At 56.2% G+C, this 25,785-nt stretch carries 26 protein-coding genes; 15 read left to right on the top strand and 11 right to left on the bottom strand.

Features of this window, described 5'->3' with window-relative positions; all coding sequences use genetic code 11:
• Positions 1-769 precede the first annotated feature (769 nt).
• From RCCS2_RS11365 to RCCS2_RS11345, 5 genes are all read left to right on the top strand, one after another.
• On the top strand, positions 770-1,387 hold the full coding sequence (locus tag RCCS2_RS11365; protein ID WP_008234328.1) for a hypothetical protein: 618 nt from the start codon (positions 770-772) through the stop codon (positions 1,385-1,387).
• The gene (locus RCCS2_RS11360) at positions 1,384-1,713 is read left to right on the top strand and encodes a gas vesicle protein K (protein ID WP_008234327.1); all 330 of its coding nucleotides are present in this window, start codon (positions 1,384-1,386) and stop codon (positions 1,711-1,713) included. Before RCCS2_RS11365 ends, RCCS2_RS11360 begins: the two co-directional genes overlap by 4 nt.
• 81 nt (positions 1,714-1,794) lie before the next feature.
• Positions 1,795-2,835 carry a hypothetical protein gene (locus tag RCCS2_RS11355; RefSeq protein ID WP_156788520.1) on the top strand — a complete coding sequence of 347 codons (1,041 nt, stop codon included), beginning with the start codon at positions 1,795-1,797 and terminating at the stop codon, positions 2,833-2,835.
• 30 nt (positions 2,836-2,865) lie between these two features.
• On the top strand, positions 2,866-3,249 hold the full coding sequence (locus RCCS2_RS11350; protein ID WP_083791185.1) for a chemotaxis protein CheW: 384 nt from the start codon (positions 2,866-2,868) through the stop codon (positions 3,247-3,249).
• Positions 3,250-3,500: 251 nt separating this feature from the next.
• Positions 3,501-3,764, top strand: a complete 264-nt coding sequence (locus RCCS2_RS11345) for a hypothetical protein (RefSeq protein ID WP_008234323.1) — start codon at positions 3,501-3,503, stop codon at positions 3,762-3,764.
• Here the strand turns inward: RCCS2_RS11345 and RCCS2_RS11340 are convergent.
• On the bottom strand, positions 3,761-4,849 hold the full coding sequence (locus RCCS2_RS11340) for a Gfo/Idh/MocA family protein (RefSeq protein WP_008234322.1): 1,089 nt from the start codon (positions 4,847-4,849) through the stop codon (positions 3,761-3,763). The genes RCCS2_RS11345 and RCCS2_RS11340 overlap by 4 nt on opposite strands.
• A gap of 5 nt (positions 4,850-4,854) precedes the next feature.
• On the bottom strand, positions 4,855-5,562 hold the full coding sequence (locus tag RCCS2_RS11335) for a GntR family transcriptional regulator (RefSeq protein WP_037294134.1): 708 nt from the start codon (positions 5,560-5,562) through the stop codon (positions 4,855-4,857).
• Between the two features lie 103 nt (positions 5,563-5,665).
• On the opposite strand from RCCS2_RS11335, the gene RCCS2_RS11330 reads away from it, so the two are divergent.
• The 7 genes from RCCS2_RS11330 to RCCS2_RS18390 all read left to right on the top strand — a co-directional run bounded on the left by RCCS2_RS11330 (position 5,666) and on the right by RCCS2_RS18390 (position 12,558).
• Positions 5,666-6,823 (top strand): LLM class flavin-dependent oxidoreductase, encoded by a 1,158-nt coding sequence (locus RCCS2_RS11330; RefSeq protein WP_008234320.1) that lies wholly within the window; start codon positions 5,666-5,668, stop codon positions 6,821-6,823.
• A complete protein-coding gene (locus RCCS2_RS11325) occupies positions 6,820-7,716 on the top strand; it encodes an aldo/keto reductase (protein WP_008234318.1) in 897 nt (298 codons plus the stop codon). The genes RCCS2_RS11330 and RCCS2_RS11325 overlap by 4 nt, the downstream gene beginning before the upstream one ends.
• The gene (locus RCCS2_RS11320) at positions 7,716-8,222 is read left to right on the top strand and encodes a flavin reductase family protein (protein WP_008234316.1); all 507 of its coding nucleotides are present in this window, start codon (positions 7,716-7,718) and stop codon (positions 8,220-8,222) included. The genes RCCS2_RS11325 and RCCS2_RS11320 overlap by 1 nt, the downstream gene beginning before the upstream one ends.
• A 107-nt stretch (positions 8,223-8,329) precedes the next feature.
• Positions 8,330-8,926: a TRAP transporter small permease gene (locus RCCS2_RS11315; RefSeq protein WP_008234314.1), complete on the top strand. Its 597-nt coding sequence runs from the start codon at positions 8,330-8,332 to the stop codon at positions 8,924-8,926.
• On the top strand, positions 8,926-10,497 hold the full coding sequence (locus tag RCCS2_RS11310; protein WP_008234312.1) for a TRAP transporter large permease: 1,572 nt from the start codon (positions 8,926-8,928) through the stop codon (positions 10,495-10,497). The genes RCCS2_RS11315 and RCCS2_RS11310 overlap by 1 nt, the downstream gene beginning before the upstream one ends.
• 22 nt (positions 10,498-10,519) lie before the next feature.
• A complete protein-coding gene (gene dctP / locus RCCS2_RS11305; protein ID WP_008234309.1) occupies positions 10,520-11,575 on the top strand; it encodes a TRAP transporter substrate-binding protein DctP in 1,056 nt (351 codons plus the stop codon).
• 509 nt (positions 11,576-12,084) lie between these two features.
• Positions 12,085-12,558, top strand: coding sequence for a hypothetical protein (locus tag RCCS2_RS18390; protein WP_156788519.1), 474 nt, complete (start codon positions 12,085-12,087; stop codon positions 12,556-12,558).
• A 174-nt stretch (positions 12,559-12,732) separates the two neighbouring features.
• Here the strand turns inward: RCCS2_RS18390 and RCCS2_RS11295 are convergent, their stop codons facing one another.
• Positions 12,733-13,233: a tetratricopeptide repeat protein gene (locus tag RCCS2_RS11295; RefSeq protein WP_050770813.1), complete on the bottom strand. Its 501-nt coding sequence runs from the start codon at positions 13,231-13,233 to the stop codon at positions 12,733-12,735.
• A 33-nt stretch (positions 13,234-13,266) separates the two neighbouring features.
• Between RCCS2_RS11295 and RCCS2_RS11290 the strand changes: the two genes are divergently transcribed.
• A complete protein-coding gene (locus RCCS2_RS11290) occupies positions 13,267-14,520 on the top strand; it encodes a cytochrome-c peroxidase (protein ID WP_008234303.1) in 1,254 nt (417 codons plus the stop codon).
• Between the two features lie 55 nt (positions 14,521-14,575).
• On the opposite strand, the gene RCCS2_RS11285 is transcribed toward RCCS2_RS11290, so the two are convergent.
• The 8 genes from RCCS2_RS11285 to xylF form a co-directional block, all read right to left on the bottom strand.
• Complete coding sequence (locus tag RCCS2_RS11285) at positions 14,576-15,763, bottom strand: glycerate kinase type-2 family protein (RefSeq protein ID WP_008234301.1); 1,188 nt, start codon at positions 15,761-15,763, stop codon at positions 14,576-14,578.
• Positions 15,744-16,943: a hypothetical protein gene (locus tag RCCS2_RS11280; RefSeq protein ID WP_008234300.1), complete on the bottom strand. Its 1,200-nt coding sequence runs from the start codon at positions 16,941-16,943 to the stop codon at positions 15,744-15,746. Before RCCS2_RS11280 ends, RCCS2_RS11285 begins: the two co-directional genes overlap by 20 nt.
• Positions 16,944-16,960: 17 nt before the next feature.
• Positions 16,961-17,914 carry a hypothetical protein gene (locus tag RCCS2_RS11275; protein WP_008234298.1) on the bottom strand — a complete coding sequence of 318 codons (954 nt, stop codon included), beginning with the start codon at positions 17,912-17,914 and terminating at the stop codon, positions 16,961-16,963.
• A 65-nt stretch (positions 17,915-17,979) separates the two neighbouring features.
• Complete coding sequence (xylA, locus tag RCCS2_RS11270) at positions 17,980-19,284, bottom strand: xylose isomerase (protein WP_008234296.1); 1,305 nt, start codon at positions 19,282-19,284, stop codon at positions 17,980-17,982.
• Positions 19,281-20,720, bottom strand: coding sequence for a xylulokinase (gene xylB, locus RCCS2_RS11265; RefSeq protein ID WP_008234294.1), 1,440 nt, complete (start codon positions 20,718-20,720; stop codon positions 19,281-19,283). The genes xylA and xylB overlap by 4 nt, the downstream gene beginning before the upstream one ends.
• Positions 20,720-21,469: an ATP-binding cassette domain-containing protein gene (locus tag RCCS2_RS11260; protein ID WP_008234292.1), complete on the bottom strand. Its 750-nt coding sequence runs from the start codon at positions 21,467-21,469 to the stop codon at positions 20,720-20,722. The genes xylB and RCCS2_RS11260 overlap by 1 nt, the downstream gene beginning before the upstream one ends.
• Positions 21,469-22,734, bottom strand: a complete 1,266-nt coding sequence (locus tag RCCS2_RS11255) for a sugar ABC transporter permease (RefSeq protein ID WP_008234290.1) — start codon at positions 22,732-22,734, stop codon at positions 21,469-21,471. Before RCCS2_RS11255 ends, RCCS2_RS11260 begins: the two co-directional genes overlap by 1 nt.
• 91 nt (positions 22,735-22,825) lie before the next feature.
• Positions 22,826-23,851: a D-xylose ABC transporter substrate-binding protein gene (gene xylF, locus RCCS2_RS11250; protein WP_198007048.1), complete on the bottom strand. Its 1,026-nt coding sequence runs from the start codon at positions 23,849-23,851 to the stop codon at positions 22,826-22,828.
• A 207-nt stretch (positions 23,852-24,058) separates the two neighbouring features.
• Here xylF and RCCS2_RS11245 point away from each other — a divergent pair, with 207 nt between their 5' ends.
• Together RCCS2_RS11245 and RCCS2_RS11240 are read left to right on the top strand one after the other, a co-directional pair.
• On the top strand, positions 24,059-25,324 hold the full coding sequence (locus RCCS2_RS11245; protein ID WP_008234286.1) for an ROK family transcriptional regulator: 1,266 nt from the start codon (positions 24,059-24,061) through the stop codon (positions 25,322-25,324).
• On the top strand, positions 25,321-25,785 hold a 465-nt coding region (locus RCCS2_RS11240; RefSeq protein WP_008234284.1), incomplete at its 3' end, for an FG-GAP repeat domain-containing protein. The genes RCCS2_RS11245 and RCCS2_RS11240, both read left to right, overlap by 4 nt.

Genomic DNA, 25,785 nt, shown 5'->3' with positions numbered 1-25,785 from the left:
GTGCCGCCTATATCGCGCCTGCGCGTCCATGAAATGTCTGCCCCGTGATCGGTCCTTCATCTGCGGCGGAGTTGTGACAAAAAAAATCAGCGCAACAATTTCTTTGGGATCATCGGTAAAATTCGCAGTACGCGAACCAAACCTTCACAAGCACAGCATGATTGCCAATATCTGGTCCGCAGTCGTCTTTGGGTGGTGAAGCTGTTCCGAAAGGTCATCAGGCCAGAAGGATCACCCGACGCGGCGCCACTCCTCCGGTCGGCCGCAATGATCCTTTTATAAGTGATCGTTGATTTGGCCAACGTCGTTATCCAACAATACAAGAGGAAGGCCGCCTGCGGAAAACGCGATTCCATGCAAAAGCAGGAAACGGTCAATACCGCCCACATCCTGCGCCGTCATCCCGCAACGGGTGGTATTCTCGCCAACGCTAAAATCGCTAGTCTAAGTACGAAGCTGAAAAGGGAACGCCGCACGCTAAGTTGCCTTTAGACTGGTCAGAATAAAACGTGGTCCAGAACCACCGATCGTCGAAACCCGAAGTTCCCAGCGCGGTTGCACCTTCATCTGCGAGGGTCCAGTTGTCGTCGTCGTGACGACGCATGTAATGGCCCATGCAAAAATGCGATCCATGGATTGCCGGGTGGTGGCGTCTTTATCGGTTGCTATCTCTCTTACTGTTTGTGCCGGCGATTTTGCTTATACAAAAATCAAAGGTCAGTCCGGACAACGAAGTCAGATCAGTAGGCATGGCTGCTGCGGCTAGCCGATGAGTGTACTTGGCTGGTCACGCGGCAATCCCGTGGCACCCGCAGGTGTGTATCAGCGACGCGATGGCCCGTGGACAGTCTTGATCGCCGATCCATCTGCGGCCCAAACAGCCTGCGATCGGCTGGCATTGCAGGTCCGTTGTTTTGATTCGAGCCTTGATTTTATACCTGTGGCCCCTGCACAAAACCTTGCAGTATCGGATGCGACCGACATATCCCAAACTGGCCATCTGGATAGGCTTTGGCGCATGTTGACAGGCCGTGGTCAATTCTCAATTGCACTTGCCGTGCAAGTAAGTCAGCCCCTATGTCCTCAGGACGGTCGCGGATGGCTCAGGGCACGCCAAGTGCAGCAGGAACAACGGCTTGCCCGTGATGCTATGTTGCAAGATATCACCACGCGTTTGAATTTGCCGATAACGCCGCACCGCCATGGACCGCGCGGCACATATTGCGATGTTCTGACGGGGCACGCAAAGGCGCATGATGTTCGCGCGATGATCACGCGGATGGCCCATAAGATTAATGCGCCTGCCAATGTTTCACTTACCGTCACGGGCCTTTGGCCACCGTTGGGTTTTGCCAGCCATGCTCCTGCCGCAGAGGTCACAAAATGAACCAATCCAGAACGCAAGACACCGCACAGGCTCAAGACATCATGGACCGCCTTTCTGGCGCAACGGATCGGATCGCCATTGATCCCGACACCATCGAACAAGACTTGGCGCGGGTCGTTTTGGGCCTAATGGAATTTCTGCGCCAATTGATGGAATTACAAGCGATCCGCCGGATGGACACCGGCACATTATCAGGCGATCAAGAAGAAAAACTCGGCACCACTTTGATGAAAGCCGAAGCCGCAATTCACGATCTTGCGGCAAAGTTTGGCCTGAAGCCAGCTGATTTGGCATTGGACCTGGGCCCATTAGGCAAAACAATCTGAGGCTGCGGTAACGCACTGTAAACCATTCTCATATAGCATTTCAGACCAAGAACTTGGCACCTATGACAGGATCAAATGCAGATGGGGCAGCCCTTTCAGGTGCAAATTCAACAGCTTCTACAGGCTGGTGTCGCAACCCATGTGGTTGCAAACAGTGATGCACTTGATCCTGTTTTCGCCCTCTCCAAAACCCAGGATTTCCCTCAAGTCACTTTTGCAGCGGCCTTTGAAGACGGGACTGTTGTGTTGGGGTGCAAAGGTGACTTGCTTGAACCCCTGGTTGGTCTGGCACAAACGATCACGCCGGTGGACGCCCCGGTAACAGACACAACGGCAGCCAAACTTGATACCATTGTCGCGCAGTTGCAAAAGATTTCCGCGGCCCAACCGCAAGACACAACGCCCACTTTAGATCAAGACCGGATCTTTGTGGCGTTAGACACGCAGGCGAAGCTGGGTCAAACGTTGCAAGAACACATCTCGGACGTCGCCACAGCGGTTAAGATGGCACAGGGGGGCGACGCGCAAACCCTACCCGACGGCGCACTTGCCCCGATCCATGCACAGCTTGAACAATTGATTGAAGCGACGTCCAAGACGCCAGATAGCGCGCAGATGGCGCAGGAACTGGCGCAACTCCGCGCTAAGATAGCGCAGATTGCGCCCCCTCATGCAGCACAGCACGACAGCGCGACGATAGACAGTATTCAAGACACTCTGGCCGGTCTGGAAACCCGCCTGATGGCGCAAATCGCCGCTGCACCGCCCCCTGACCTGACCCTGCCAACAGACGCGATCAACGCGGCACAGCAGGTGACCGAACAAGCGTTAACGACGCTGTCAAACGACATAAAAGCGTTATTTTCCGCGCACAATATGCCAGATTCAAAAACGGTATCAGATGCATACACGTCGGACCTCATGTCACGGTTGGAAAATTTACCTGCACTGAATGCATTGGATGAAAAGCTGTCCGTGGTCATGCAAGACTTGCACGATCTCAAAGACGCACCCGCGCCTGATGCCGCACAAGATCAATTAAGTTCGCAGATCGATACTTTAGCGGCTGATATCGCGGCGATGTCGCGGCGTCCGGCCCCACAATTGGATCTTACAGAATAGCGACAGGGCCTTGCAAAATTTCAAACCGCGATTCCGCTTTCACAGGTGAACTGCATTGTCGAGCAGCCCAAAATACTTACCCCGGCAGATATCAAAAAACCCGGGTTTCGAGGCTATTTTTCGCAGTCAAACGAAAGTATTGCGCTGTTTGATCTGTCTGAATGCATGGGGCGCCCGACCAGCCAAAATCCACAGGCAAAGATACTTTTGACTGGCCCGGCGGGCCATCAAGTTGGCTATTTGGTGGACCGTGTCGTCAGTATCGAGATGTCGGAATGGTGTGAAAACACGCCGCAGGATCCAGCCAATCGGGCCAAACCGTTGGTCCAACTTGGCGTTGGCGCTGATGCAACCATCCTGCCAGCTTGCCGCCTGCCAGATACAGTTGAGGCAGACCAAACCATGGCACTTTAGCGGTGGATCAGCTTGTGTCGGCGCTTTTGAATTATCCTTTGTCTGGCGCGCTCAAAACCATTGGTTTGGCTTCGAACTTGCGGCCCGCAATCGAAAGGTGGCGCCATAATGGCAACAAAGTGGGGCGCGTGTGGCAGCATCGTGATTTCTTCACGATTGAATAAAAAAGCCCAAAATTTCATTGACGGAATATGTCATCGCTCACTAGTGCTACTTTACGTCAGGTCATAGTTTAGAAAGTAACGAGTAGTATGTTTCACCAAGTAAAGAGTATCCGTGCCGCGTTTTTGGCATGTGCAGTTGCGCTAATTGCTCCTTCAATTGTCAGTGCTGACCAAATCACGCTGACTTTTGAAGAGCACGGTTTCGCGATAACAGGCGATTGCAAGTCGGCAACCAACAGCAGCTATGTGATTGTCACAGATCACGGCGAAGTCACAGTACCCAAGGATATGGTGACACATGATGGTGCTGATTGCGTGTCGCCCACAGCTGTTATCGTGGCAGCTGGCTAAATCGCCACAGCTTGTCCGGTCCGCGCACTTTCCTGCGCGGCCAGCCCGATTGCGACAGCCTTGGCTCCGTCGGCCAAGGTCACCTCAACCTCCCCTTCCCCGCGCACGACAGCGTTAAAGCGCTGGTGCTGATAAAAAGTTGATCCATTGTGATCGCCGGCTTCCAAAAGCGTGGGATCAACCGGGATCTCTGACACATAGGGGCCTTTTGGCGCGCGCGGACTGATGATCATCTGCGGCACAGGTGGCGCCCCCAGCAATTTCGGCCAAAACCGGCCCGGGCCGGGCACAAGCGCCTCGATCTTGCCCTTGGGGCCAACGGCGCTGATCTCCTCTTGATATCTGGACCCTTCCGCAAACATGCACAATTCCAGCATCGCGCGGGCGCCCTTTGCAAAATCAAGCATCACATAACCGTTGTCCCAAATATCCGGTGCCTTCCCTGCGTAGCGTTCATCAATATGGTTCAGCGATTGGCCCGCACTGGCCATGACGCGCACCGGTTCATCATCCAAAATCAAACGCATGAGATCAAAAAAATGGCAGCACTTTTCAACCAAGGTGCCCCCTGTCTTGGCGTTGAACCGGTTCCAGTCACCGATTTTGGGCAGGAACGGAAAGCGATGTTCGCGAATTGTTAGCATCTTGATGCCACCGGTGGCCTGTTCTGCCTGTGCGACCAATGCCGCGACCGGCGGCATATATCGATACTCCATCGCGACCCAAACTGGATGTGCATACCCATCAAACAGTCTGTCCAAGGTTGCCGCATCGGTAGGATTTGTATAAAGCGGCTTTTCGCATAAAATCGGCATCGGGCGGGTGGCAATGATCTGCTGCAGTTGTTGCACATGCAGATAATTCGGGCTGACAATCACAACCGCATCCAACGTATCGCATGCCAACAACTCCTCCAGCGATCCCGCCACATGGGCATCTTCCGCCAAGGTCGCCGCAGCCTCTGCCAGTGCGACCACGGGATCATAGACGACAGACACCCGTCCTTGCGGCAACAGGTTGATGTTTTGAATATGTTCGTGGCCCATCATGCCGCAGCCAATCAGGCCATAGTTTACCGTATCCACGTCGTCTAACCTTTACCCATTCGAGAAATATAAGTGGCACGCGTGGCGTCATACCAAGTGCGCGAAAATTCTGCCGGTTCCTTGGTGGCGGTCCAGCTGACCCGCTCAATATATCCTGCTGCAGCACCCGCCTTGAGATGAAACGCGTCCGGTGTCCATTCCGGCAATGCATCAATCCCGATCCGATCTTCGACCGATGCAATCACAAGACCCAGTTCATGCCGATAAAAATGATAAAGCGAATCAGAAAGGTCAGAGACAGCAACCTGTTCTCGCTGCCCGGCATCCAGCCAAATCTCTTCCAACGCGATCAGCACGCCATCCAAAGACCGCAATCGCATAATCCGATGCCCCTTATCATGACCACCCAATCGCGCAAAGCCGTCAGGCTTGGCCAAGCGATCCACCGACAAGACCTCCGCAGTGGGCAAACCACCGCCCTTGAGCAGCTCCAGCCGAAAGAATGCATAGACGGAATCCACCGCTGGCCTGTGCCGCACATAGTTCCCTGATCCCTGCACCCGGTCCAGTAGACCCTTGGCCTCAACATCTGCCAACGCCTTGCGCAGCGTGCCAACGGCCACACCAAGATCATCCGCCATATCCCGTTCGGGCGGCAATCGTGCACCATCCGCCAAATGCCCTGCGGCAATTTCGCGGATCAGCATTTCGCTCAGCTGAATGAACTTCGGTAAGGCAGAGGTTCGCGCCACGGCGGCACCTCCCCGAGCCAGCGTGATAAATTGATACACTATTGTTGCACAGATATTTGCGTGCTAGGCAAGTGGAAAGCGTATCTTCTGGGGAGGAGAATCAATGAGCATCGTGCCGGTCACCAGCGCCGATCTCGCCGCCGCAGAAGTGTCTTGGTTTTCAGCCCTCTGTTCTGATGATTATCAATTCCTCGGTGTGCCAGACGGCGATCTGCGCTCGTCTTGGGAACACTGCCGTGACATTGCGTTAACGGCTGAAAAGCAAGGGTTTCGCAACATCCTTGCACCGTCTTCCTATCAGGTCGGCCAGGATACGCTTTCATTTGTCGCGGGCATGGCCCCACTGACCGAAAAAATCAACTTCCTGGCGGCCATCCGCTGCGGCGAAGTCCAACCGATCATGCTGGCGCGTACCGTTGCAACGCTTGATCATATGCTGAAAGGCCGCCTGACACTCAACGTCATCAGTTCAGACTTCCCCGGCGAAGTCGCGGAAAGCGCTTACCGCTACAAGCGATCGCATGAGGTCATCGAAATCCTGCGTAAATGCTGGACACAAGACGACGTAAGCTATGATGGCGATATCTATCAAATCTCAAAACTGTCGACAGACCCGGCCCGCCCCTATCAGCAAAACGGGGGGCCTCTGCTCTACTTTGGCGGATACTCTCCCGCGGCACTCGAACTCTGCGGCGCGCAATGCGACGTTTATCTGATGTGGCCAGAGCCCATGGAACAGCTCGCCCAGCGCATGACGGACGTGAACGACCGCGCCGCAGCCCACAATCGCACCCTCGATTATGGCCTGCGCGTGCACATGATCGTGCGTGATACCGAACAAGAGGCCAAGGAATACGCCGATTACATCGCCTCTAAACTTGACGACGAATACGGCAAACTGATCCGCGACCGCGCCCATGACAGCATTTCACTGGGCGTCGCCCACCAGGCCAAAGCACGCGAACTGGCTGATAAATTCGGCTATGTCGAACCGGGGCTGTGGACAGGCGTCGGGCGCGCGCGCTCTGGTTGCGGCGCAGCCCTTGTCGGATCAACTGATCAGATCATGTCCAAAATCGAGGCCTATCAAAAGATGGGCATCCGTGCTTTCATCTTTTCAGGCTATCCGCATATCGACGAGGCCGAACACTTTGGCGCCCGCGTGATGCCGCACCTGAAAACCTGCTCATTGCCCCATGAATACGGGCGTGTGCCATCCGAAACACCAGCGACCCCATTGGGCACAGGACCACGCCGTTGAACCGTATTGATATCACCGACGACCTTTCTTTTAGCCGCATCGTTTATGGCATGTGGCGGCTGGGCGATGACAGCGACACGTCTGTTGCCCACGTTCAGGCTAAGATCGAAGCCTGCCTTGAACAAGGCATCACAACAATGGACCAAGCCGACATTTATGGCGGCTATGAGGCCGAAGAAGTACTCGGCAACACGCTCAAAGCGGCGCCTGCCCTCAAAGATCAGATCGAGATCGTAACTAAATGCGATATCGTGGCCCCAATGGGCCGCTACAGCGATGCACGCGTCAAATACTATGACACCAGCCGAGCGCATATCCTTGCATCTGTCGATCACTCATTGCGGTTGATGAACATCGACAAGATCGACACGCTGCTGATCCACCGTCCTGACCCCATGATGGATCACCATGAAACAGGTGCGGCACTTGACGAAGTCGTGGCCTCCGGCAAAGTCCGCTTTGTCGGCGTGTCAAACTTCAAACTGCATGATTGGAGCTTGTTACAATCAGCGATGACAACCCCCTTGATCACCAACCAGATCGAACTGTCGCTGACAGCACACCAAGGTTTCACCAATGGCGATGTCGCCTACCTGCAAGAACGCAGCATTCCCATCATGGCATGGTCACCTTTGGGTGGTGGCAGCCTTGTCAGCGGACAAGGCAACGCCGAACTGCGCACGGTCATGACCAGTGTTGCCAAAGACCACGGCGTTGATATTGGCGCTGTTGCCGTCGCATGGCTGCTGGCACACCCAGCCAATGTCATGCCGGTTATGGGAACAAATAATCTTAATCGTATCAAAGCTTTATCAGACGCTTTCAAAGTAAATATGGACCGCCAAACGTGGTTTGAACTTTATACAGCCGCCCTCGGCACGGAGGTCCCGTAATGGACGCAGGCACCATCGCGACATTCGACCCCAGCACGGATGCAGACAGTTTTCGCGGCGCGCTGGGGACATTCGTGACCGGCGTTACGGTGATCACAACGGACAGCCCCGAAGGACCCGTTGCAATCGTGGCAAATAGCTTTGCCAGCGTGTCGCTTGACCCGCCTTTGGTGCTGTGGTCACCTGCCAAATCGTCCAAACGGTTTGAACATTTTGCAGGCTCGCGCCGCTTTGCAGTCCATGTGCTCAGCTCAGACCAACGCGATATATGCGCGGCCATCATCAAGTCGAAAACCGCGATCAAGGACGTGCCCACGCATCTGTCCCATTGCGGCATGCCCATCGTCGAAGGGGCGCTGGCCACCTTTGAATGCAATCTTGAAGCCACCCATGACGCAGGCGATCACGTCATCATCGTGGGCCGTGTGACCAAAGCCCATCATCAAGGCGGTGATCCGCTCGTCTTTCACGCAGGACAATACCGCACGCTGACAAAAGAAGACTGACCCCCCGTCTTCTCATGTTCAAAAATACCTTGGGGGAGCCGCAAAGCGGCGGGGGCAAAGCCCCAATAACGCGGGGAAAACCCGCAACATAAACAGGGGAGGAGCCGATGTCGGTCCTGTTTGGTCTTTTGTGGCCACTTGAACGGTTCAACACCGCGGTCCTTGCCATCGGCAAAGTCATCGCGGTTATCGCGCTCGCCATCATGGCCTCACTCATATTGGGTCAGGTCTTTTTCCGCTATGTGCTCAGCGACGCACCCAACTGGACCGAAGAAGGCGCGCGCTTTGGCATGCTTTGGATGACCGGGCTGATGGCACCGCTCGCGTTCCGCATGGGCGGTTTCGTCTCGATCGACATGCTCGAACGCGCCCTGCCCCGGCTGGTCTCTGGCCTGCTGACATTGGTATTGCTGGCGATCACACTCTGGGTTCTGGTCATCGCCTGGGACCGCGGCCTCAACAACCATCTTGACACGATCTCCGGGCGCGGCTGCTCCTCATCCCTGCGCTGGCCTTTCGGCATCGAATACGGGCGCTGCGGCGATAAATTCCAGAACAACTTTCAATATGCCTCTCTCTGGGTCGGGGTGAACCTGCTGATCCTCGTGAATGTTGAGCTGATGATCCGCCAAACCATCAAACTCCTCGGCCAAGGTGACCGCCTGAAACCGCTGAGCGCTGATGATTTTCAAGGGGCCGACTGATGCTGTTATGGTTCCTGCCCCTCTTCCTGATCCTGATCATGATCGGCCTGCCGGTGGTCTTTGCATTGCTGGCCTCGCCCTTCGCGCTCATCATGCTCGAAGGTGACAATCGCAACGTTGTCGCGGGCCTCTACCGCAACCTTTACAACGGCATGGACAGCTTCCCGCTGATGGCGCTGCCGTTCTTTATGTTGGCCGGTGAGATCATGAACCGCGGCGGCATCACCCTGCGCCTCGTAGAATTTAGCCAAGCCTTCATGGGCCACCTGCGCGGCGGTCTGGCGCATGTGAACATCCTGTCGTCGATGCTGTTCGCCGGTTTGTCCGGCTCTGCTGTCGCGGATACCTCTGCGCTGGGGTCCACCCTGATCCCGGCGATGGAAAAGAACGGCTATACCCGTAAATTCGCAGCTGCCATTACCGCTGCCTCTTCCGTTATCGGCCCGATCATCCCGCCTTCCGGCATCATGATCATCTATGCCTATGTCATGGGCGAAAGCGTGGCATCCTTGTTCCTGGCAGGCATCGTGCCCGGCATCATGGTGGGGGCCGGTCTGATGGTCATGGTCCGGCTGATGGCCGACCGCTATGACCTGCCTAAGGCCGAACGGATCGTCACCAAAAATCAGGACATCACCCCGGTCGAATACTGGGTCAGCTTTGTGCTGCTGCGGATCAACGTGGGCGGCCTGCTGCTGGCGATCTACAGCGGCCTGTCCACCCGCGTCGGGCTGGCGTCGATCAATGAGGCTGGCGACAAGGTGCACAACCTCAACATCTGGATCGTTTTTCTGGGCTTGCTGATCGCGTCGCATTTTTTGCTGATGGGCTATCGGCAAAAAGTCAGCCATGATTTCCGCATAGTCTGCAAAAAGGCCATCGCACCCCTGCAGACCCCCATCATTATCTTGGGCGGTATTTTGGTCGGTGTCTTCACCCCAACCGAAGCGTCAGCTGTCGCCGTCGCCTACGCATTGATCGTCAGCTTCTTTGTGCTGCGATCCATGAAACTGCGCGATCTGGGCGATGTCCTGACCCGCTCTGCCCTCGCGACCTCAGCTGTCTTGCTGCTGGTCGGTGCGGCCGTGGCATTCAAAACCGTGGTCAGCCTATCTTATGCACCGCAGATCTTGAGTGATTACATCTTGTCGCTATCGGAAAACCCGCTGATCCTGCTGTTCCTCATCAACATCCTGTTGTTCATCGTCGGCATGTTCCTGGATGCGGGGCCCGCAATCATCATCCTCGGCCCCATCCTTGGCCCCATCTTCGTTGATCTTGGCGTGCACCCTGTGCACTTCGCGATCATCATGTCGGTCAACCTGACAGTGGGGCTGGCCACGCCACCCATGGGGCTTGTGCTATTCGTGGCCAGTACGGTCTCGGGCGAAAAGGTGGAAACCATCGCCAAAGCCATTCTGCCATTCCTTGCGGTGGAAATCCTAGTGATCTTCCTGATCACCTATATCCCCGCCATTTCCATGACAGTGCCATACCTGGCTGGTTTCCTGGGCTGCGCCCCGGACATCGGGTTTAGCGCTTGCATTAGCCCGGCACCGGGCATCAACTAACAGCATCAATAGGGAGAAGATCATGCTGAAACAGTTCACAAAAATCGCGGCCACCGCCGCACTGCTGGCGACACCGCTGGCCGCTTGGGCACAGGATTTCACGATCCGCGCCACAGCGAACTCAAACGAGAACGACGAAGACTATGACGGTCTGGTCGTGTTCAAAAACTATGTTGAGGCCGCCTCAAACGGGCGCATCGCGGTCGAACTTTTCATCGGCACGCAGTTGTGCGCCACAGGTGCGGAATGCCTTGAAGGTGTCTCTGAAGGCTCCATCGACGTCTATATCTCGACTTCGGGCGGTGCCGCGGGCATCTTCCCCTATGTGCAAGTGCTGGACCTGCCCTACCTGATGTCATCCGACCGTGTGGCCGAAGAAGTGCTGTCTGGCGACTTCGTCCGCACAATGCGCGCCAAAGCGCTTGAGGACAGCGACAACACCATCCGCCTGATGACCATCGGCAACACCGGCGGCTGGCGCAATTTTGCGAACACCGAACGCCGCGTGACAAGCCCCGCCGATATGGAAGGTCTGAAACTGCGCACCGTTGTGGCTGATCTGCCCGTGCAACTGGTCGAAGCGATGGGCGCCTCCGCAACGCCCATCCCGTGGCCAGAGCTGTTCACATCGCTACAAACCGGCGTTGTGGAAGGCACCGCAAACGGGATCACCGACATCATGGGCATGAAATTCCCTGATGCAGGCCTGCAATACCTGACGCTCGACGGGCATTCTTACATGGGTGCGATGTGGTGGATGAATAACGAAAACTTCCTTGCGATGCCAGAAGACCTGCGCCGTGTGGTTGTCGATGGTTTCTCTGCGCTGCAACAGGCAACATTCGCGTCGCCCAAGCGCAAATCAATCGAAGCCTATGAAGCTTTCGTCGCAGGTGGCGGCGACATCTATATGCCCAGCCCGGAAGAGAAAGCCGCATTCGCAGAAGCGGCCGAGCCTGTAAACGCATGGTTCCGCGAAAACGTCGATGGCGGCAGCGAAATGCTGGACGCACTACAAGCAGCCGTGGCCCAGGTCGAGGCAGAGCTTGAAGGGGCTTACGAGAGCGATTTGAACTAAGCACTGATTGAGCAAAACGAAAGAAAGGCCGTCCGAAAGGGCGGCCTTTTATGTTGTCGTGGTGCAAAACAGACTTTGACTGCAACAGATATCGGGGGTAGCTATGCGGACTAAGCCGACATTGATTTTTGGGCATGTTGCTGACGCAGCATCTGCTCACGGTTGCAGCAAAGCGCTTTTTTGCGGTGCAGCGGATTTCACCAGAGCGGCCATTCAAATCTGCCACCATGGACCAAATCCAACCGTAAACGGTGCGAGCGCCCCATGGTATCGCGGTGGTCTGTCATGTGAGATTCTGGCCTCCAACGATTTTGGAGGAGCATAGATGCTTGATAATGCTAGCCATCAATGCCAGGTTCACGTACATCAGAAATTTATGGTTGGTATTTGTTGCACGTAGGTGCAATCGGATTGGCTGTCGCAGCGGCACCGTGCACCCGTTTGTTTTTAGTCAGAGCCTCTGTCACCCGTTTCTACGTTATTTCAGCTTATAAACCATGGCGTACCCTATGATTTCACCCATTTGTCAGTTCAAAGCCGCACTACTGTACTGCGCGGCGGCTCTTGTCGCCTTGCCTACTTATTCGCAAACAGCCCTTGTGTTAAACGATCTGACAACGTCGGGTTATATCATACCACCCTCAAGAGCTATCGTTCATCAGTGTGGCGGTCTTTTGCGTTTTAGGTTGGACTCATCAGAAAATTTGGCACGGAATGGCAATCACGGCCTCATCGAGGATATTGACCATGTACGGACTATTTATGGTTATTTTCAGGGGCAAGCGCAGGCTATGAAAATGCAAGCCGGGCTCGATTCAGAGACTGCAAATTATGAAAGCGGTCTGACGATATTCGCCTATGCGCAATTGTATGTCGCAAAACTTGTCACAATGATGGAAAATGGCGATGACGGCACCGACTTTAATGAATTTGTCGAAGCGGATTTTGAGATTTGCGAAGCGGTTTTCAGGCACTATGAGTAACCCATGCAGCGCTCCGCATGAATGACCGGCTTTATCGCCGTATTGCAAAACGGGGAAGTACGCAGCTGCAGCAATTTCCGTGCTGCGAGCGCACGCAGCACAAATCTGGCACTTCTGCTTTGGGCTCTTACCGACCATCGCTGCAAAATTCATCAGTGTCCGCCGTGTCCCTCCTTAACGAAACGGATAAATCCACCCCTTGTAGTCATCTACCAACACCTCCGCCCGCGCCCGTTCTTCCGCCGTCAACCGAGGCGTAATCAACTCTAAGGAATCCAACGCATCCGGGTCTCCGCCTATTGCCGATAACGCATACCAGAGGTAGGCTCGTACCATATCAGGGGCCGGCAACCCGCGCCCCACTTCATAGTACCACCCCAGCCCCGATTGCGCCCCGGCATGCCCTTTCAACGACGCCCGCAAATACCAGTCAAACGCCCGCTCATCATCGCGGTCGACACCAAGGCCAAGGGCATACATCACGCCGATCAGTTCTTCGGCCTCGGCATTGCCGGATCGCGCATAAACCTCAAACAATTCCCGGGCCTGGGTGTATTCACCCGCCTCCATCAGGTCGCGCGCTTCTTCCATATCGGCAAGCGCAGAGGTCGCGAAGACCAGCAAAGCAGTACAAACGTATGTACAGGTTCTGTACGTGTTATGTACGGGGTTCATACGGCTCTCCTTGGTGTGATTTTGGGCGGCGGCATGGCTGCGGCACAGGGGATCAGCGCTGATGATTACATCCCCACCGACCCGGATCAAGCCCGCTTGGGGCAGCTATTGTTTTACGACAAGATACTGTCAGGCAACAAAAATATCTCTTGCGGAACATGCCACCACCATGACCACGCCGGTGGTGATGGGCTGTCCCTTGGTATCGGCGAAGGCGGTGTCGGCGTGGGCCCTGAACGCACCGCTGGCACCGGCCCAGATGCGATCAGAAAACGCATCCCCCGCAATGCGCCAAGCCTTTGGAATCTTGGGCATAATGACATCGATGTTCTGTTTCACGATGGGCGCCTAACACGTTCTGAAATCTACGGGAACGGTTTCGATTCACCTGCCGACGAGCGGCTGCCAAAAGGCCTTGATAACCTTGTCGCGGCCCAGGCCCTGTTCCCGCTGATCGCCCAGTTTGAGATGGCGGGAAACCCGCGCGAAAACGAAATCGCCGGAGCCACACATGACCGCATTGATGTGGCCTGGCCGATCATCGCCAAACGCGTCCGCACAATTCCCGCCTATGGCGAAATGTTCGTGCAAGCATTTGATCACATTGAAGAACCAGCAGATGTGACCATCGTCGAAATCGGCAATGCGCTGGGGGCGTTCATCATCAGTGAATGGCAATCCTACGACAGCCCTTACGACAAATGGTTGGCCGGTACGCCCTTGCCTGATGATGCCGAACGGGGCCGTCAACTTTTCTTTAATAGTCGCTGTGCATCATGCCACGCAGGTGATCTGTTCACCGATCAAAGCTTTCACGCGCTTGGCCTGCCCGCTTTTGGACCCGGGCGCACACGGGTCTGGGACCAGATATCGCGCGATGTTGGCCGCATGGCCGAAACAAACCTGTTGGAGGATGCCTATAAATTCAGAACACCCTCGCTGCGCAATGTCGCACTGACAGCACCCTACGGACATAATGGTGCTTATCCGACGCTGGCTGACATTATCCGCCATCACGCAGATCCGCATGCCACGCGCGATGCTTGGACATCCCTGCAAGCCAACCTGCCAGACGTGCCATGGCTGGCCCCCGCCGACTTTGCAATTCAGCAAGATACCCGCGAAATGGCCCGCCAAGCAGCCGCTATCAACATGCGACCAACGGAATTGAGCGAGGCCGATATCGCAGACCTTATTGCCTTTCTAAACGCGCTCACCGGTGAAACGGCCCTGACCCGCCCGCTGGGGCGCCCGACCGCAGTGCCAAGTGGGCTACCTGTCGACTAAACCATTAATCTTGCCCGATAAACTTCTGCCATAGGCTCCGCTGCTTTCAATTGGATCAACCCGTGCGGATCATCACACCAAGGTCCGCCACATTGGTTCCCGTCGCGTCTGTCATCAGCAAATCGCCCGCCTCTTTCAGCGCGGCATAACTGTCATTATTTGCCAAAAGCCCGTCAAGATCGCCGATCTTACCCAGCGTATCCTGATCAACCAATCCGCCGGCCGCGTCTGTTGGTCCATCGCGGCCATCGCTGCCGCCTTGCAGACAGGTCCACCGCGTCCATCCACGCCGTGCTGCTTCCAGCGCGATGCGCAGCGCCAGCTCTTGATTGCGCCCTCCGCGTCCATTCCCGCGTAGGACAACCGTTGTCTCACCGCCCCAAACGGTGGTGCCGATCACCGCTTGGTCGCAAATCAGACGCGCGGCCTGTGCGACATCACCCTCAATAGGTGTCGCGATTACATGCGCTTTGCCAGCCGCAGCCTTCATCGCCGTGACACTTTTTTCGTTTGAACCAACCAAAAGGTTTTTTGCCTCCGGCAAAGGGTCAGGTGCACCCGCAGTTTGCAGATGCGTCCGGACGACGATAGGCAGTTCCGCCCAAAGTCCGGCCTCTTGCAGCAAAGACACAGCATCAAGGACCGTACCAATCGGGCCAACCGTTGGCCCGCTCGCAATCGCTGAAAGGTCATCACCAATCACATCCGACAGGATCAACGCCGTCACGGGCTGCGGTGCCGCATGTCGCAGGAACCCGCCCCCTTTGAGATCCGATAATTGCTGACGGATCAGGTTCATCGCAACGATATCAAGCCCGGATCCCAGAAGCAGATCGTTCACGCGTGCCTTATCGGCGAGTGTCAAATTCCCGGCAGGTGCTGGCAAAAGCGCAGATCCGCCGCCCGAAATCAGCGCCAGAACCGGCCCTTCCGCCGCATGTAATGCTGCAATAACGGCTTGCGCTGCATCTGCGCCGTTCTGATCTGGCACAGGATGCCCCGCCGCCATGACGGCAGCACCGGCCAAATCTGCTGCATTTTCATAGTTCGTCACCACCAAACATTGCACACCTGCAAACCGCGCCAACGCGGCTTTTGCCATCAGGCGCGCCGCCTTTCCGACCGCAACGATCAAGGCTGGTACGGGCACATCATCCAACCCGCTTTGTACGGCGGCAAACGGATCAGCCGCTGCAACCCCTGCCCCAAAAATGCGCTGCACCTCATCGCGTGGGTTTTGCATCGTCTGGTCCTTCTCTGGTCGCTATCAATGCCGCCATGCGCTGCACCACCTGAAGCTCTAACTCAGCCGAAGGTGATGTGCTGAGCGACGGCATCGCAAGCGCGACTAACACGCGTGGCCGCGACATCGCCAGCATGACATGGGTCGCTGAATACCGCTCAAAAAGATAGGTGATATAGTCATCTGCAACGGCCCCCAGTTGCGGTGGGTCTGTGCGGCGCAGTACCGGTGCTGCGCAGAATATCTTATCCAGCACATCATCTTGAAGACCGTGCAGGCTGTCTTCGCTCACCACCACCGCACCTTCGACCAATGGGTGGTTTTGCAGGTCACGCAGGAACGTCATGGGATCGTCGGTTCTGGCGGTTGCCAGTTGGTTGAGTAACCCAAGGCTTTGTTCTTCCAGCCGTAGTGCGCGCGCATCATTCAGGATTGCCACGACAAACAGCGTTGTCATGATAGCTGCGATCGTCAGCAAATATCCATCACGCCCTAGCTGCGCAAACGTGCCGATCATCCCGCCAACGATCAAAGCGGCCCCCACCATCACACCCAGGTTGACCAAAGTTGCGCGATGCCCCAGATGCGTGCGCCCCAACCCAATCGCAAGCCAGCACAGGATCAGCACACCAAGCGCCGAAAACTGGATCGGCAAGCCGATATAAAGCAACAGAAAATCCCCCGCCGCCAGCGGAATGAACAGGATCAACGACAGGCCAAGGCGCACAACCATCGCATTTTCGTTGATCGACAGCGACGCCTTGTCCCGCATCACAATCAGCCATCCAGATAGAATAAAACCCAACAGCTGGAACCCCAGCAGCGCAAACAGACGCGTGGGATCAATGCTTTCAGAATACCAAAGCGATGAGATCGCGAAAGCAACAGCACCGCCCCCAATCACCGTCTTGACCAATGGCGGTGCATGCCTGCGTAGCAACCCTTCGGTCAAGATCAGCACCGCCAGCGGGATGACCGCCGCGGCAAAGAGGATCAGGATACGAAATGCCTCAATCCCCGTTAGGATCATGAGGACACGCCCTGCAAACAGCACCATGGTGATGCGCACCCCGAACAGAAACCGGCGATTGATCGGCTCCCACGGGTCGCGGCGGTCCAACACCGTTTGCAGGACAAAAAGCCCGATCAGTGCTGCGCATGAGAGAAAAAGCTGCGTCATTATCGTTGCGGCAGCTATCATTTGCCGCGCACCTTATAGGGACGCAAAATGGACCAGCCTCGTGTGGTATCGGCCCAATGGATCGCAGGAAGCACAATCCGGCGCAATGCAACCAGACCACCGGTCAACAGCAGGCCAATGACGGCGGACTTTGGCACTTCGCGGGTGAGGTAAGTGCGCATCGCGGCCAAATCCATTTGCCCCAGTTGCAGCACATCATCGCCCCTGACGTAATCAAGCGCTTCTTTACAAAAAATATTGTAGCTTTCGTCGCGATGCTTAGGGGCTGTTTCCCATGTTTTTTTCAGATCATCCGAACCGCCTGTATAGGCATCCGTGATGACGAACCGTTCTTCGTCAAATCCAGCTTTATCCCCCACGCCAAATACATGCCGGTGGGTTTCCATGATTTCACGGGCCAGGAGCAAATGGTTCAGCGTCCGCCGCCCGTCGCGCGGGCTGGGCCAGACGTCCGAAAACATATTCGCCACCATGCCAACGACGGCAGGGACCTGCGTGACATTGGACACCCAAACAGGGCGGAACTGTCGCCGAAAAAAAATCAAAAAGCAGGTCAGGCCATAAAGCACCCAAGACAGGTTTTTGGATCGTTCGTCCGGGTCAACCATCACAAGGCCAAGGTGCAGCACATCTGTCGGGTGCGGCGCGGTATCAAGCGCCATCACCGCCAACGCATTAAAGGCGACAGGTGTGCCGTCACGCCGTGATACAAGCGTGATGATCACAGCGCCCATCCGCTCTTTCTTGCCTGAAAACACACCGTAGGTCAGGTTGCCCGCCTTCAGCGTTCGTCCAGCAATCGTGCGCAGATCTGCGCTTAGCGCGCCTAGTGCGGCATCGTCCATCCAAAGCCCCGGACGTTCCACGATACGCACGACATAGTCATCGCCCGTGCGCAGGGTCACATCCATGTATTTGCGCCCGAAGGTTTTGAAAATCGTACCGATCACGTCGCCGCACCTGTTGCTTGCCAGACCACGTTATGGGTGGCAGCACCAAGGCACAAGGTCAGCGCTTAGAGGTAGCGGTTTACCAGATTTTCCAACCGCTCTTGCCTGCCAGAGCGTGGTGCAGGGTTGATGTTGTCGCGTACGACACAGTCATAGCAGTGATCCAATGTGGTCTGCGTCAGCAATGTTTGCGCATCCGGCGTATCCCATCCGGCATAGCGGGCATCACGCGCGGCCTCTAATTTGCCATCCTCAAGCATCGCAGCAGCCGCTTTCAGCCCTGCAGCGCAAGCGTCCATTCCGCCTACATGCGCAAGGATCAAATCCTCTGGATCAAGCGATTGGCGGCGCAGCTTGGCGTCAAAATTGGTCCCGCCTGTGGTGAACCCACCAGCACGCAGCACCTCGTAATAAGCCAGCGCCATCTCTGGTACGTTGTTGGGGAATTGGTCGGTGTCCCAACCTGACTGGTAATCATTGCGGTTCATGTCGATGGACCCAAAGATACCCAACGCGCGTGCCAGCGCAAGCTCGTGTTCAAACGAATGCCCGGCCAGGATCGCATGTCCTTGTTCGATGTTCACCTTCACCTCATCCTCAAGACCAAAGTCCTTGAGGAAACCATAAACCGTTGCCACATCGTAGTCATACTGGTGCTTGGTCGGTTCTTGCGGCTTGGGTTCAATCAAGATCGCGCCTTTGAAACCCATCTTGTGTTTATAATCGACGACCATCTGTAACATGCGCCCCGCCTGCTGGCGTTCGCGCCCCATGTCGGTGTTCAGCAGGGTCTCATACCCCTCGCGCCCACCCCAAAGGACATAGTTTTCACCGCCCAGTTTCATGGTCGCATCCATGCAAGTTTTGATCGTGGCGGCAGAGTAGGCAAACACATCCGGGTCCGGGTTCGTCGCCGCCCCGGCCATAAAGCGTTTGTGTGAGAACAGGTTCGCCGTACCCCAAAGCAGTTTGGTGCCGGTCTGGTCCATCTTTTCAGCAAAGTAATCAACGATAGCTTCTAAGTTGGCGGTGCTTTCCGCAAACGTCGCCCCTTCAGGCCGCACATCGGCATCGTGGAAACAGAAGTATGGCACGCCGAGAATCTGGAACATCTCAAACGCCACATCCGCCTTCATGCGCGCCGCATCCATGCTGTCACCGAACCAAGGGCGATCAAAGGTCTGCCCGCCGAAGGGATCACCACCCGGCCATGCAAAGGAATGCCAATAGGCCGCGGCAAAGCGCAAATGGTCTTTCATCGCCTTGCCCATGACGATTTCATCAGGGTTGTAGTGGCGGAAGGCGAAATCATTGTCGCTATCGGGCCCCTCGTATTTGATCGCGGGGATGCCTTTGAAAAAGTCGGTCATGTCAGTCCTTTCAACGCGCTGTAACCCGCGCGGTATCTTTCATGCGCCTCGGTAAAGGCGCTGGTAAGGGATGTATCGGGGTCCATTGTGCGCGCAATTTGGGGTGCAGTCGCGATCTCAACCCCTGCACCGGTTGCTGCCATCATGCCAAGGCGAGCCGCGCCAAACGCGCCGCCAAAGTCACCCGCGACCGGCAGTTCAATAGGCAGGTTCAGCGAGGTCGCAATTGCCTGCACCCAGTAATCAGATCGCGATCCGCCGCCGACGGCGATCAAGCGGCTGATCTGGGTGCCTGTCGCGGACAAAGCATCATAGCTATCGCGAATAGCATGCGTCACACCTTCCAAAACAGCGCGGGTCATCGCCGCCTGATCGGTGCTATGATCAAGATGCAGGAAAGACCCGCGGATATTGGTATTGTTATGCGGTGTCCGTTCGCCGCCCAAGTACGGCAGGAACAACGCACGACCGGGCGCTTGCAGATCACCCAAATCTGCCGTCAGCATCGCCGAAGGTTTGTCAGTGATCTTGGCGAACCAATTGAGTGCGTCCGCCGCCGCCAAAATCACGCCCATCTGGTGCCACGTATCTGGCAGCGCGTGACAAAATGTATGCACTGCCGTTGCGGCGTCAGGTTGGTAGGCATCAGAGGCCGCGAACAACACGCCGGACGTGCCCAGCGACACAAACGCATCGCCCGCTTTCACGACGCCCACGCCAACAGCACTCGCCGCATTGTCACCGCCACCGCCAGCCACGACGACGCCCTTGGGCAGGCCCCAACGCGTGGCCAGTTTGTCACGCAGTTGCCCTGACACTTCTGACCCTTCAACAAGACGGGGCATCTGTGCGCGGTTCATGCCAGTGGTCGCCAACAAGTCATCCGACCAATCACGCGCACCCACATTCAGCCAGCTTGTACCTGCTGCATCAGACATCTCAGCCACCGCTTCGCCCGTCAGCCAAAGGCGTAAATAGTCCTTGGGCAGCAAGACCATTGCGATCTTTGCAAAAACCTCTGGCTCATGCTTTGCAACCCACGCCAGCTTTGGCGCGGTAAAGCCGGGAAACACGATATTTCCCGTCAGCGCCCGAAACTGCGGATCCGCATCCAGCGCTGCCGCCTCACCGGCGACGCGCGTGTCATTCCACAGGATACAGGGCCGCAGCACCTGATCATCCGCACCCAGCAAAGTCGCGCCATGCATCTGCCCCGACAGCCCCATGCCACGCACCGATGCCAGCGATGTCTGCGCGGCAAGCGCCTGCATCGCAGCCTCCGCTGCTTCCAACCAATCTGCAGGGGCCTGTTCTGACCAACCGGGTGCCGGGCGCACGGCCTCAAGCGGTGCTGTGGCTTCCGCCAGAATCGCCTGTGCGTCATTGATCAAAACAGCCTTGAGACCGGAGGTCCCCAGATCAAGACCGATATACATTATGCGGCCTTTTTAGGATTCTTACCCATGATGATCATCGACAGGATGTCATCTTCGGTGACATCCTCGACCCGCTCGGTTCCGATCAACTGGCCGTTTTTCATCACCGATACACGGTCACACAGATCCATCATTTCGCGAGTGTCGTGGCTGATCAAAAAGATGCCAAGGCCTTGGGCCTTTAGCTCTTTGATCAGGTCCGCGACCATGGCCGTTTCATGCACGCCCAACGCCGCTGTCGGTTCATCCATGATCAGAATGCGCGCGTTGAAATACACCGCGCGCGCAATGGCAACTGATTGGCGCTGACCGCCTGATAAAGACCGGACCGGTTCAGAGAAGCGTTGAAAGTTCGGGTTCAACCGCGCCATGATCTTGCGCGATTCCGCTTCCATCGCAGTGTCATCGACCAAACCGAACTTGGTGGTGATCTCGCGCCCCAAGAACAGGTTTGATGCGGCATCAAGGTTATCAGACAACGCAAGCGTCTGATAAATCGTCTCGATGTTGTGTTCGCGCGCATCAATCGGGCTGTTAATCTCGACCTTCTTGCCGTCCACGAAAATCTCGCCCGCGTCCTTCTTGTAAGCACCTGAGAGGATCTTGATCAGTGTGGATTTTCCTGCCCCGTTGTGGCCCAAAAGGCCCACAACTTCGCCCGGCATCACGTCGATGGATACATCATCAACCGCTTTGATCCCGCCAAAATGGATCGAGATATTGCGCATTTCCAAAAGTGGGGTGCTCATTACGCGTCTCCTGTTCTGCGGCGATAGATAATATCGATCCAGACAGCGAGGATCAGCACGCCACCGACGATCATGTTTTGCAAAGGGCTGTCGACGCCCACCATGCCCATGCCGGACACAAGCGCCTGCATGATCAAGGCACCAAGGATCGCGCCATAAATCGTACCAACGCCGCCAGCCAGCGCGGTGCCACCGATGACGGCAGCGGCAATCACGCGCAATTCGTCAAGCTCACCCAAGGACGAACCAGCGGACCCCAAACGGGCCGATGCGATGACCGCGGCGATCGCAGTCAGCGCGCCCATCAGTGCAAAGACCTTAACTGTCAGCATGCGCGTATTGATACCAGACAATTCTGCCGCATCAGGGTTGCCGCCCATGGCAAAGACATACCGACCAAAGCGGGTTTTCTTGGCAACGATGGTCATCGCGATTGTGACGAAGAGGACAATCAGAACCGAGATCGGAAAACCGTAAGCTTCGGTATAGCCCTCTGGCATCTCAAGGCCCTCTGCCGCGAACCGCCGCTCCAGAATGCGGGTTGGCACCAGATAGGCGTTCATGATTGCGGTGATCCCGCAAATCGCGGCCACAAGGATACCACCCAGTGCGTACTCGGCCCAAAGCGGCTTGACTGCAAAACCGTGGCTGATGTGCTTGCGTCGTGTGTTGATCAGGAAAATGATTGTCAGGATCGAGCCCACGATGGCCAGCGCCCAGCTTGCGGTGACGCCGATGGTTCCTGACGCCCCGCCCAGTTTGACAAAGGTCGGATCAAGGGGCGAAATCGTGGTGCCTTTCGACACCCACCAAGCGCCACCGCGCCAGATCAGCAGCCCGCCCAGCGTGACAATGAAGGACGGGATCGCCAAATAGCCGATCAACCACCCCTGAAAACCGCCAATAGCAGCGCCAAGCAACAGGCCCGCCAGCACAGTAATCATCCATATGGATGGGCTGCCAAAGCCCACAATATCGGGCAGGATCTGGACCTGAATAACACCCATCAGCATCCCGATGATACCCAGCATAGACCCAATCGAAAGATCGATGTTCCGGGTCACAATGACAAAGACCATGCCTGTGGCCATCACCGCCACCGATGCGGTCTGCAAGGTCAGCGTAAACAGGTTGCGGGGTGTCAGAAACGTGCCCCCGGTTGCCACATGAAACACCAAAGAGATCACGATGAACGCACCGATCATACCCAGCAGTCGCGTATCAATCTGTAGTGTTTTGATTAAATTCCCAAGTCCGCCAGACATTGGTTCCCTCCCCTTCAGCCCGTTTGCGGACCGTCTTATAAACAGGCCCCACCCGCGCTGGCGGATGGGGCCTATATCTTAGGTTGTCAGCTTATTCGCAGACCGCGAGGCCCGAGACACCTTGGCAAAGGACGTCTTTTTCGATCCAGCCAGCATCCAGCACAAGGTTCAGATTGTCTTGTGTAATGGGTTGTGGGGCCAGCAACATGGACGTTACATCTACACCACCAGGTGATGTGAATGTGGCAGAACCTTCAATGTCGCCAAGTGCAGCACCACCGGCCAGTGCAACGGCGATTTCGCCTGCATTGCGGCCCAGCTCACGGCTGTCTTTCCAGACAGATACGGTCTGCGTACCAAGGGCCACGCGGTTCAGTGCGGCATGGTCGCCGTCCTGACCGGATACCGGAATACCGTCCATACCCTGTGCAGCAAGAGCCGCCACAACACCACCAGCAGTACCGTCGTTAGACGCCACAACAGCATCAACTTCGTTGTTGGTCTGTGTCAGGATCTGCTCCATGTTGCGCTGCGCGTTGGCTGGCTGCCAGCCATCTGTATAGGCTTCGCCAGCAACGGTGATCGCACCGCTGTCGATTGCGGCTTGCAGCACCTCTTGCTGACCGCCACGCAGGAAGTCAGAGTTTGGATCTGTGGGCGAACCTTTGATGAAGACATAGTTGCCCGTCGGCTGTTCAGCAAAAACGGCTGCGGCCTGCATCCGGCCCACTTCGACGTTGTCGAAAGTCAAATAGAACGCGCGCGGATCTTCGATCAGGCGGTCATAGCCAATGACCGGAATGCCAGCAGCTTCGGCAGCATCCAGTGCAGGGCCGATGGACGCGCCGTCTTGGGCCAAGATGATCAGCGCATCAACACCTTGTGTGATCAGGCTTTCGACGTCTGCCAGCTGCTTTGTTGCAGATGATTGCGCGTCGGCAGACAGATATTCAGCACCAGCTTCTTCCAAAGCGCCCAACATGGCGGCCTCGTCGGTTTTCCAACGCTCTTCCTGAAAATCAGACCAGCTGACGCCAACTGTGACACTGTCCTGAGCCAATACGGCAGAACTGAAACCGGCAGCAACAATGGCTGCCGCGATAACGGATTTATGCATGTTTTCCTCCCATAGTGTGCCCCATGCATTGGGGCGTGGGCCTTTTGACCCTACGTTCATCAGCATGACTTATTAAATTCAGTTGTCAAAATAAAAATTGGTGCAAAATAGGAAAAAGCGCTTTGCACGCGCCAAATTATTGGGCAGTCTAGCGAAATCAGGGCAAAATGGTAGGGAGAAGCGCCATATTAATTCAGAGATTGAACTATGTATGACGTTATAACAGATCAGCACGACGAATCGGACGGTCCGGCGGGCTGCGGGCCATTGTTGTCCACTGATACTCCTGACGCCAAGCCCCTGCGTCAACAAATCTTTGAACATGTCCGTGCGCATGGACGGGCTGCGCGCGCTGACATCACACGGGCGATTGGCATCAGTGCGGGTTCCGCCACGACATTGACTGCTGATTTGATCGCCGCAGGTCTATTGCGCGAGGTAGACGGTTTGCCGCGCGAGACGGGTCGCGGGCGCCCGCCAGTCGCGCTTGAAGTTGTACCAGAGGCCCGACATGTGATCGGGATAAAGCTGTCAGATGACACACACTCTGCCGTTCTGACCGATTTTGCGGGTTGTATCGTGGCGTCTGCGACCTTGCCATCATCGCCGGGCCGCAAGTCATTAGAGACGTTGTTGGAGGAAATGGACGTCCTGATGGATCTGGCCTTGAAAGAGGCCAAGATGCCACTTTCAGAGGTGTCTGCCGTGGGGGTGGGAATGTCCGGCATTATCGACCACAATACCGGTACGATTGCGTGGTCCCCATTTTTGAACACATCAGACGTTGATCTGCGCACGGCGTTCCTTGCGCGGTTTGGCGTGCCTGTTCATGTCGACAACGACACCAATGTGCTAAGCCTTGCTGAACTGTGGTTCGGCGCTGGACGCTCGATTTCTGACTTTGCTGTTGTGACGATTGAAAACGGCGTTGGCATGGGGCTTGTCCTTGACAACCGCCTGTTTCGCGGTGCGCGTGGGATGGGTCTGGAACTGGGTCACACCAAGGTGCAACTGGATGGCGCGCTTTGCCGTTGCGGGCAACGGGGTTGTCTTGAGGCTTATCTGGCGGATTACGCTTTGGCGCGCGAGGCGGCGACGGCGCTGGACCGCAACCCGCGTATCCCGCAAAGTACAAACGCCATGATGGACACGCTTTTCACCCAAGCCAAATCAGGAAATGAAGCCGCACGCACGATCTTTCGCCGCGCCGGGCGTTATCTGTCGGTGGGCCTGTCAAATGTGATCCAACTTTTTGATCCCGGCCTGATTATCCTATCGGGTGAACGCATGCAGTATGACTATCTGTATTCAAACGAGGTGCTGTCCGAGATGCAGAAACTGACCCTCAGCGATGGCCGCACACCCTGCAAAGTGGAAATCCACGCATGGGGTGGCATGATCTGGGCGCGCGGCGCGACGGCACTGGCGCTTGAGGCTGTGACGGACGCGGCATTGGGCGAAGCACGCGCATGATGCGGGTTCTTGTAATGGTGCTAGCGGGCACACCCGCCATCGCTGATCCACTGTTTGAAGATCGCTCTGCTGGTTTGCCGGATCATGTTTATGACGGCGGATGGGAACATTTCGTCGGCGGTGGCGTGGCCGTATTCGACTGCAATGGCGATGCCTTGCCTGATATCTTTGCTGCCGGTGGTGAAAACCCGGCCAAGATGATGGTCAATGAAGGCAACATGACCTTCAACGCGACCCCGATTGAAGAAATGACTGGCGTCACCGGTGCCTATCCGCTTGACGTCAATGGTGATGGGTTCATGGACCTGTTTGTGATGCGCGTCGGACAGAACCGCCTGATGCTGGGGGATGGTGCCTGCGCGTTTGCGCAGGGCAGTCTTTTGCCCCCATCAGACGATTGGACAACAGCCTTTTCAGCGTGGTGGGATGCGGACGATCATCTTGTCATGGCGGTTGGTAAC

Origin of the sequence: Roseobacter sp. CCS2, from assembly GCF_000169435.1 — a bacterium.
Classification (GTDB): domain Bacteria; phylum Pseudomonadota; class Alphaproteobacteria; order Rhodobacterales; family Rhodobacteraceae; genus Yoonia.
This window is presented reverse-complemented; position numbering and strand designations above follow the sequence as displayed.

Bases quoted from the DNA above. Each gene is read 5' to 3' on its own strand.
- RCCS2_RS11365 (WP_008234328.1), top strand. From the start codon at position 770: ATGAGTGTACTTGGCTGGTCACGCGGCAATCCCGTGGCACCCGCAGGT.
- RCCS2_RS11360 (WP_008234327.1), top strand. From the start codon at position 1,384: ATGAACCAATCCAGAACGCAAGACACCGCACAGGCTCAAGACATCATG.
- RCCS2_RS11355 (WP_156788520.1), top strand. From the start codon at position 1,795: ATGGGGCAGCCCTTTCAGGTGCAAATTCAACAGCTTCTACAGGCTGGT.
- RCCS2_RS11345 (WP_008234323.1), top strand. From the start codon at position 3,501: ATGTTTCACCAAGTAAAGAGTATCCGTGCCGCGTTTTTGGCATGTGCA.
- RCCS2_RS11330 (WP_008234320.1), top strand. From the start codon at position 5,666: ATGAGCATCGTGCCGGTCACCAGCGCCGATCTCGCCGCCGCAGAAGTG.
- RCCS2_RS11320 (WP_008234316.1), top strand. From the start codon at position 7,716: ATGGACGCAGGCACCATCGCGACATTCGACCCCAGCACGGATGCAGAC.
- RCCS2_RS11315 (WP_008234314.1), top strand. From the start codon at position 8,330: ATGTCGGTCCTGTTTGGTCTTTTGTGGCCACTTGAACGGTTCAACACC.
- RCCS2_RS11310 (WP_008234312.1), top strand. From the start codon at position 8,926: ATGCTGTTATGGTTCCTGCCCCTCTTCCTGATCCTGATCATGATCGGC.
- dctP (WP_008234309.1), top strand. From the start codon at position 10,520: ATGCTGAAACAGTTCACAAAAATCGCGGCCACCGCCGCACTGCTGGCG.
- RCCS2_RS18390 (WP_156788519.1), top strand. From the start codon at position 12,085: ATGATTTCACCCATTTGTCAGTTCAAAGCCGCACTACTGTACTGCGCG.
- RCCS2_RS11295 (WP_050770813.1), bottom strand. From the start codon at position 13,233: ATGAACCCCGTACATAACACGTACAGAACCTGTACATACGTTTGTACT.
- RCCS2_RS11290 (WP_008234303.1), top strand. From the start codon at position 13,267: ATGGCTGCGGCACAGGGGATCAGCGCTGATGATTACATCCCCACCGAC.
- RCCS2_RS11285 (WP_008234301.1), bottom strand. From the start codon at position 15,763: ATGCAAAACCCACGCGATGAGGTGCAGCGCATTTTTGGGGCAGGGGTT.
- RCCS2_RS11280 (WP_008234300.1), bottom strand. From the start codon at position 16,943: ATGACGCAGCTTTTTCTCTCATGCGCAGCACTGATCGGGCTTTTTGTC.
- xylA (WP_008234296.1), bottom strand. From the start codon at position 19,284: ATGACCGACTTTTTCAAAGGCATCCCCGCGATCAAATACGAGGGGCCC.
- xylB (WP_008234294.1), bottom strand. From the start codon at position 20,720: ATGTATATCGGTCTTGATCTGGGGACCTCCGGTCTCAAGGCTGTTTTG.
- RCCS2_RS11260 (WP_008234292.1), bottom strand. From the start codon at position 21,469: ATGAGCACCCCACTTTTGGAAATGCGCAATATCTCGATCCATTTTGGC.
- RCCS2_RS11255 (WP_008234290.1), bottom strand. From the start codon at position 22,734: ATGTCTGGCGGACTTGGGAATTTAATCAAAACACTACAGATTGATACG.
- xylF (WP_198007048.1), bottom strand. From the start codon at position 23,851: ATGCATAAATCCGTTATCGCGGCAGCCATTGTTGCTGCCGGTTTCAGT.
- RCCS2_RS11245 (WP_008234286.1), top strand. From the start codon at position 24,059: ATGTATGACGTTATAACAGATCAGCACGACGAATCGGACGGTCCGGCG.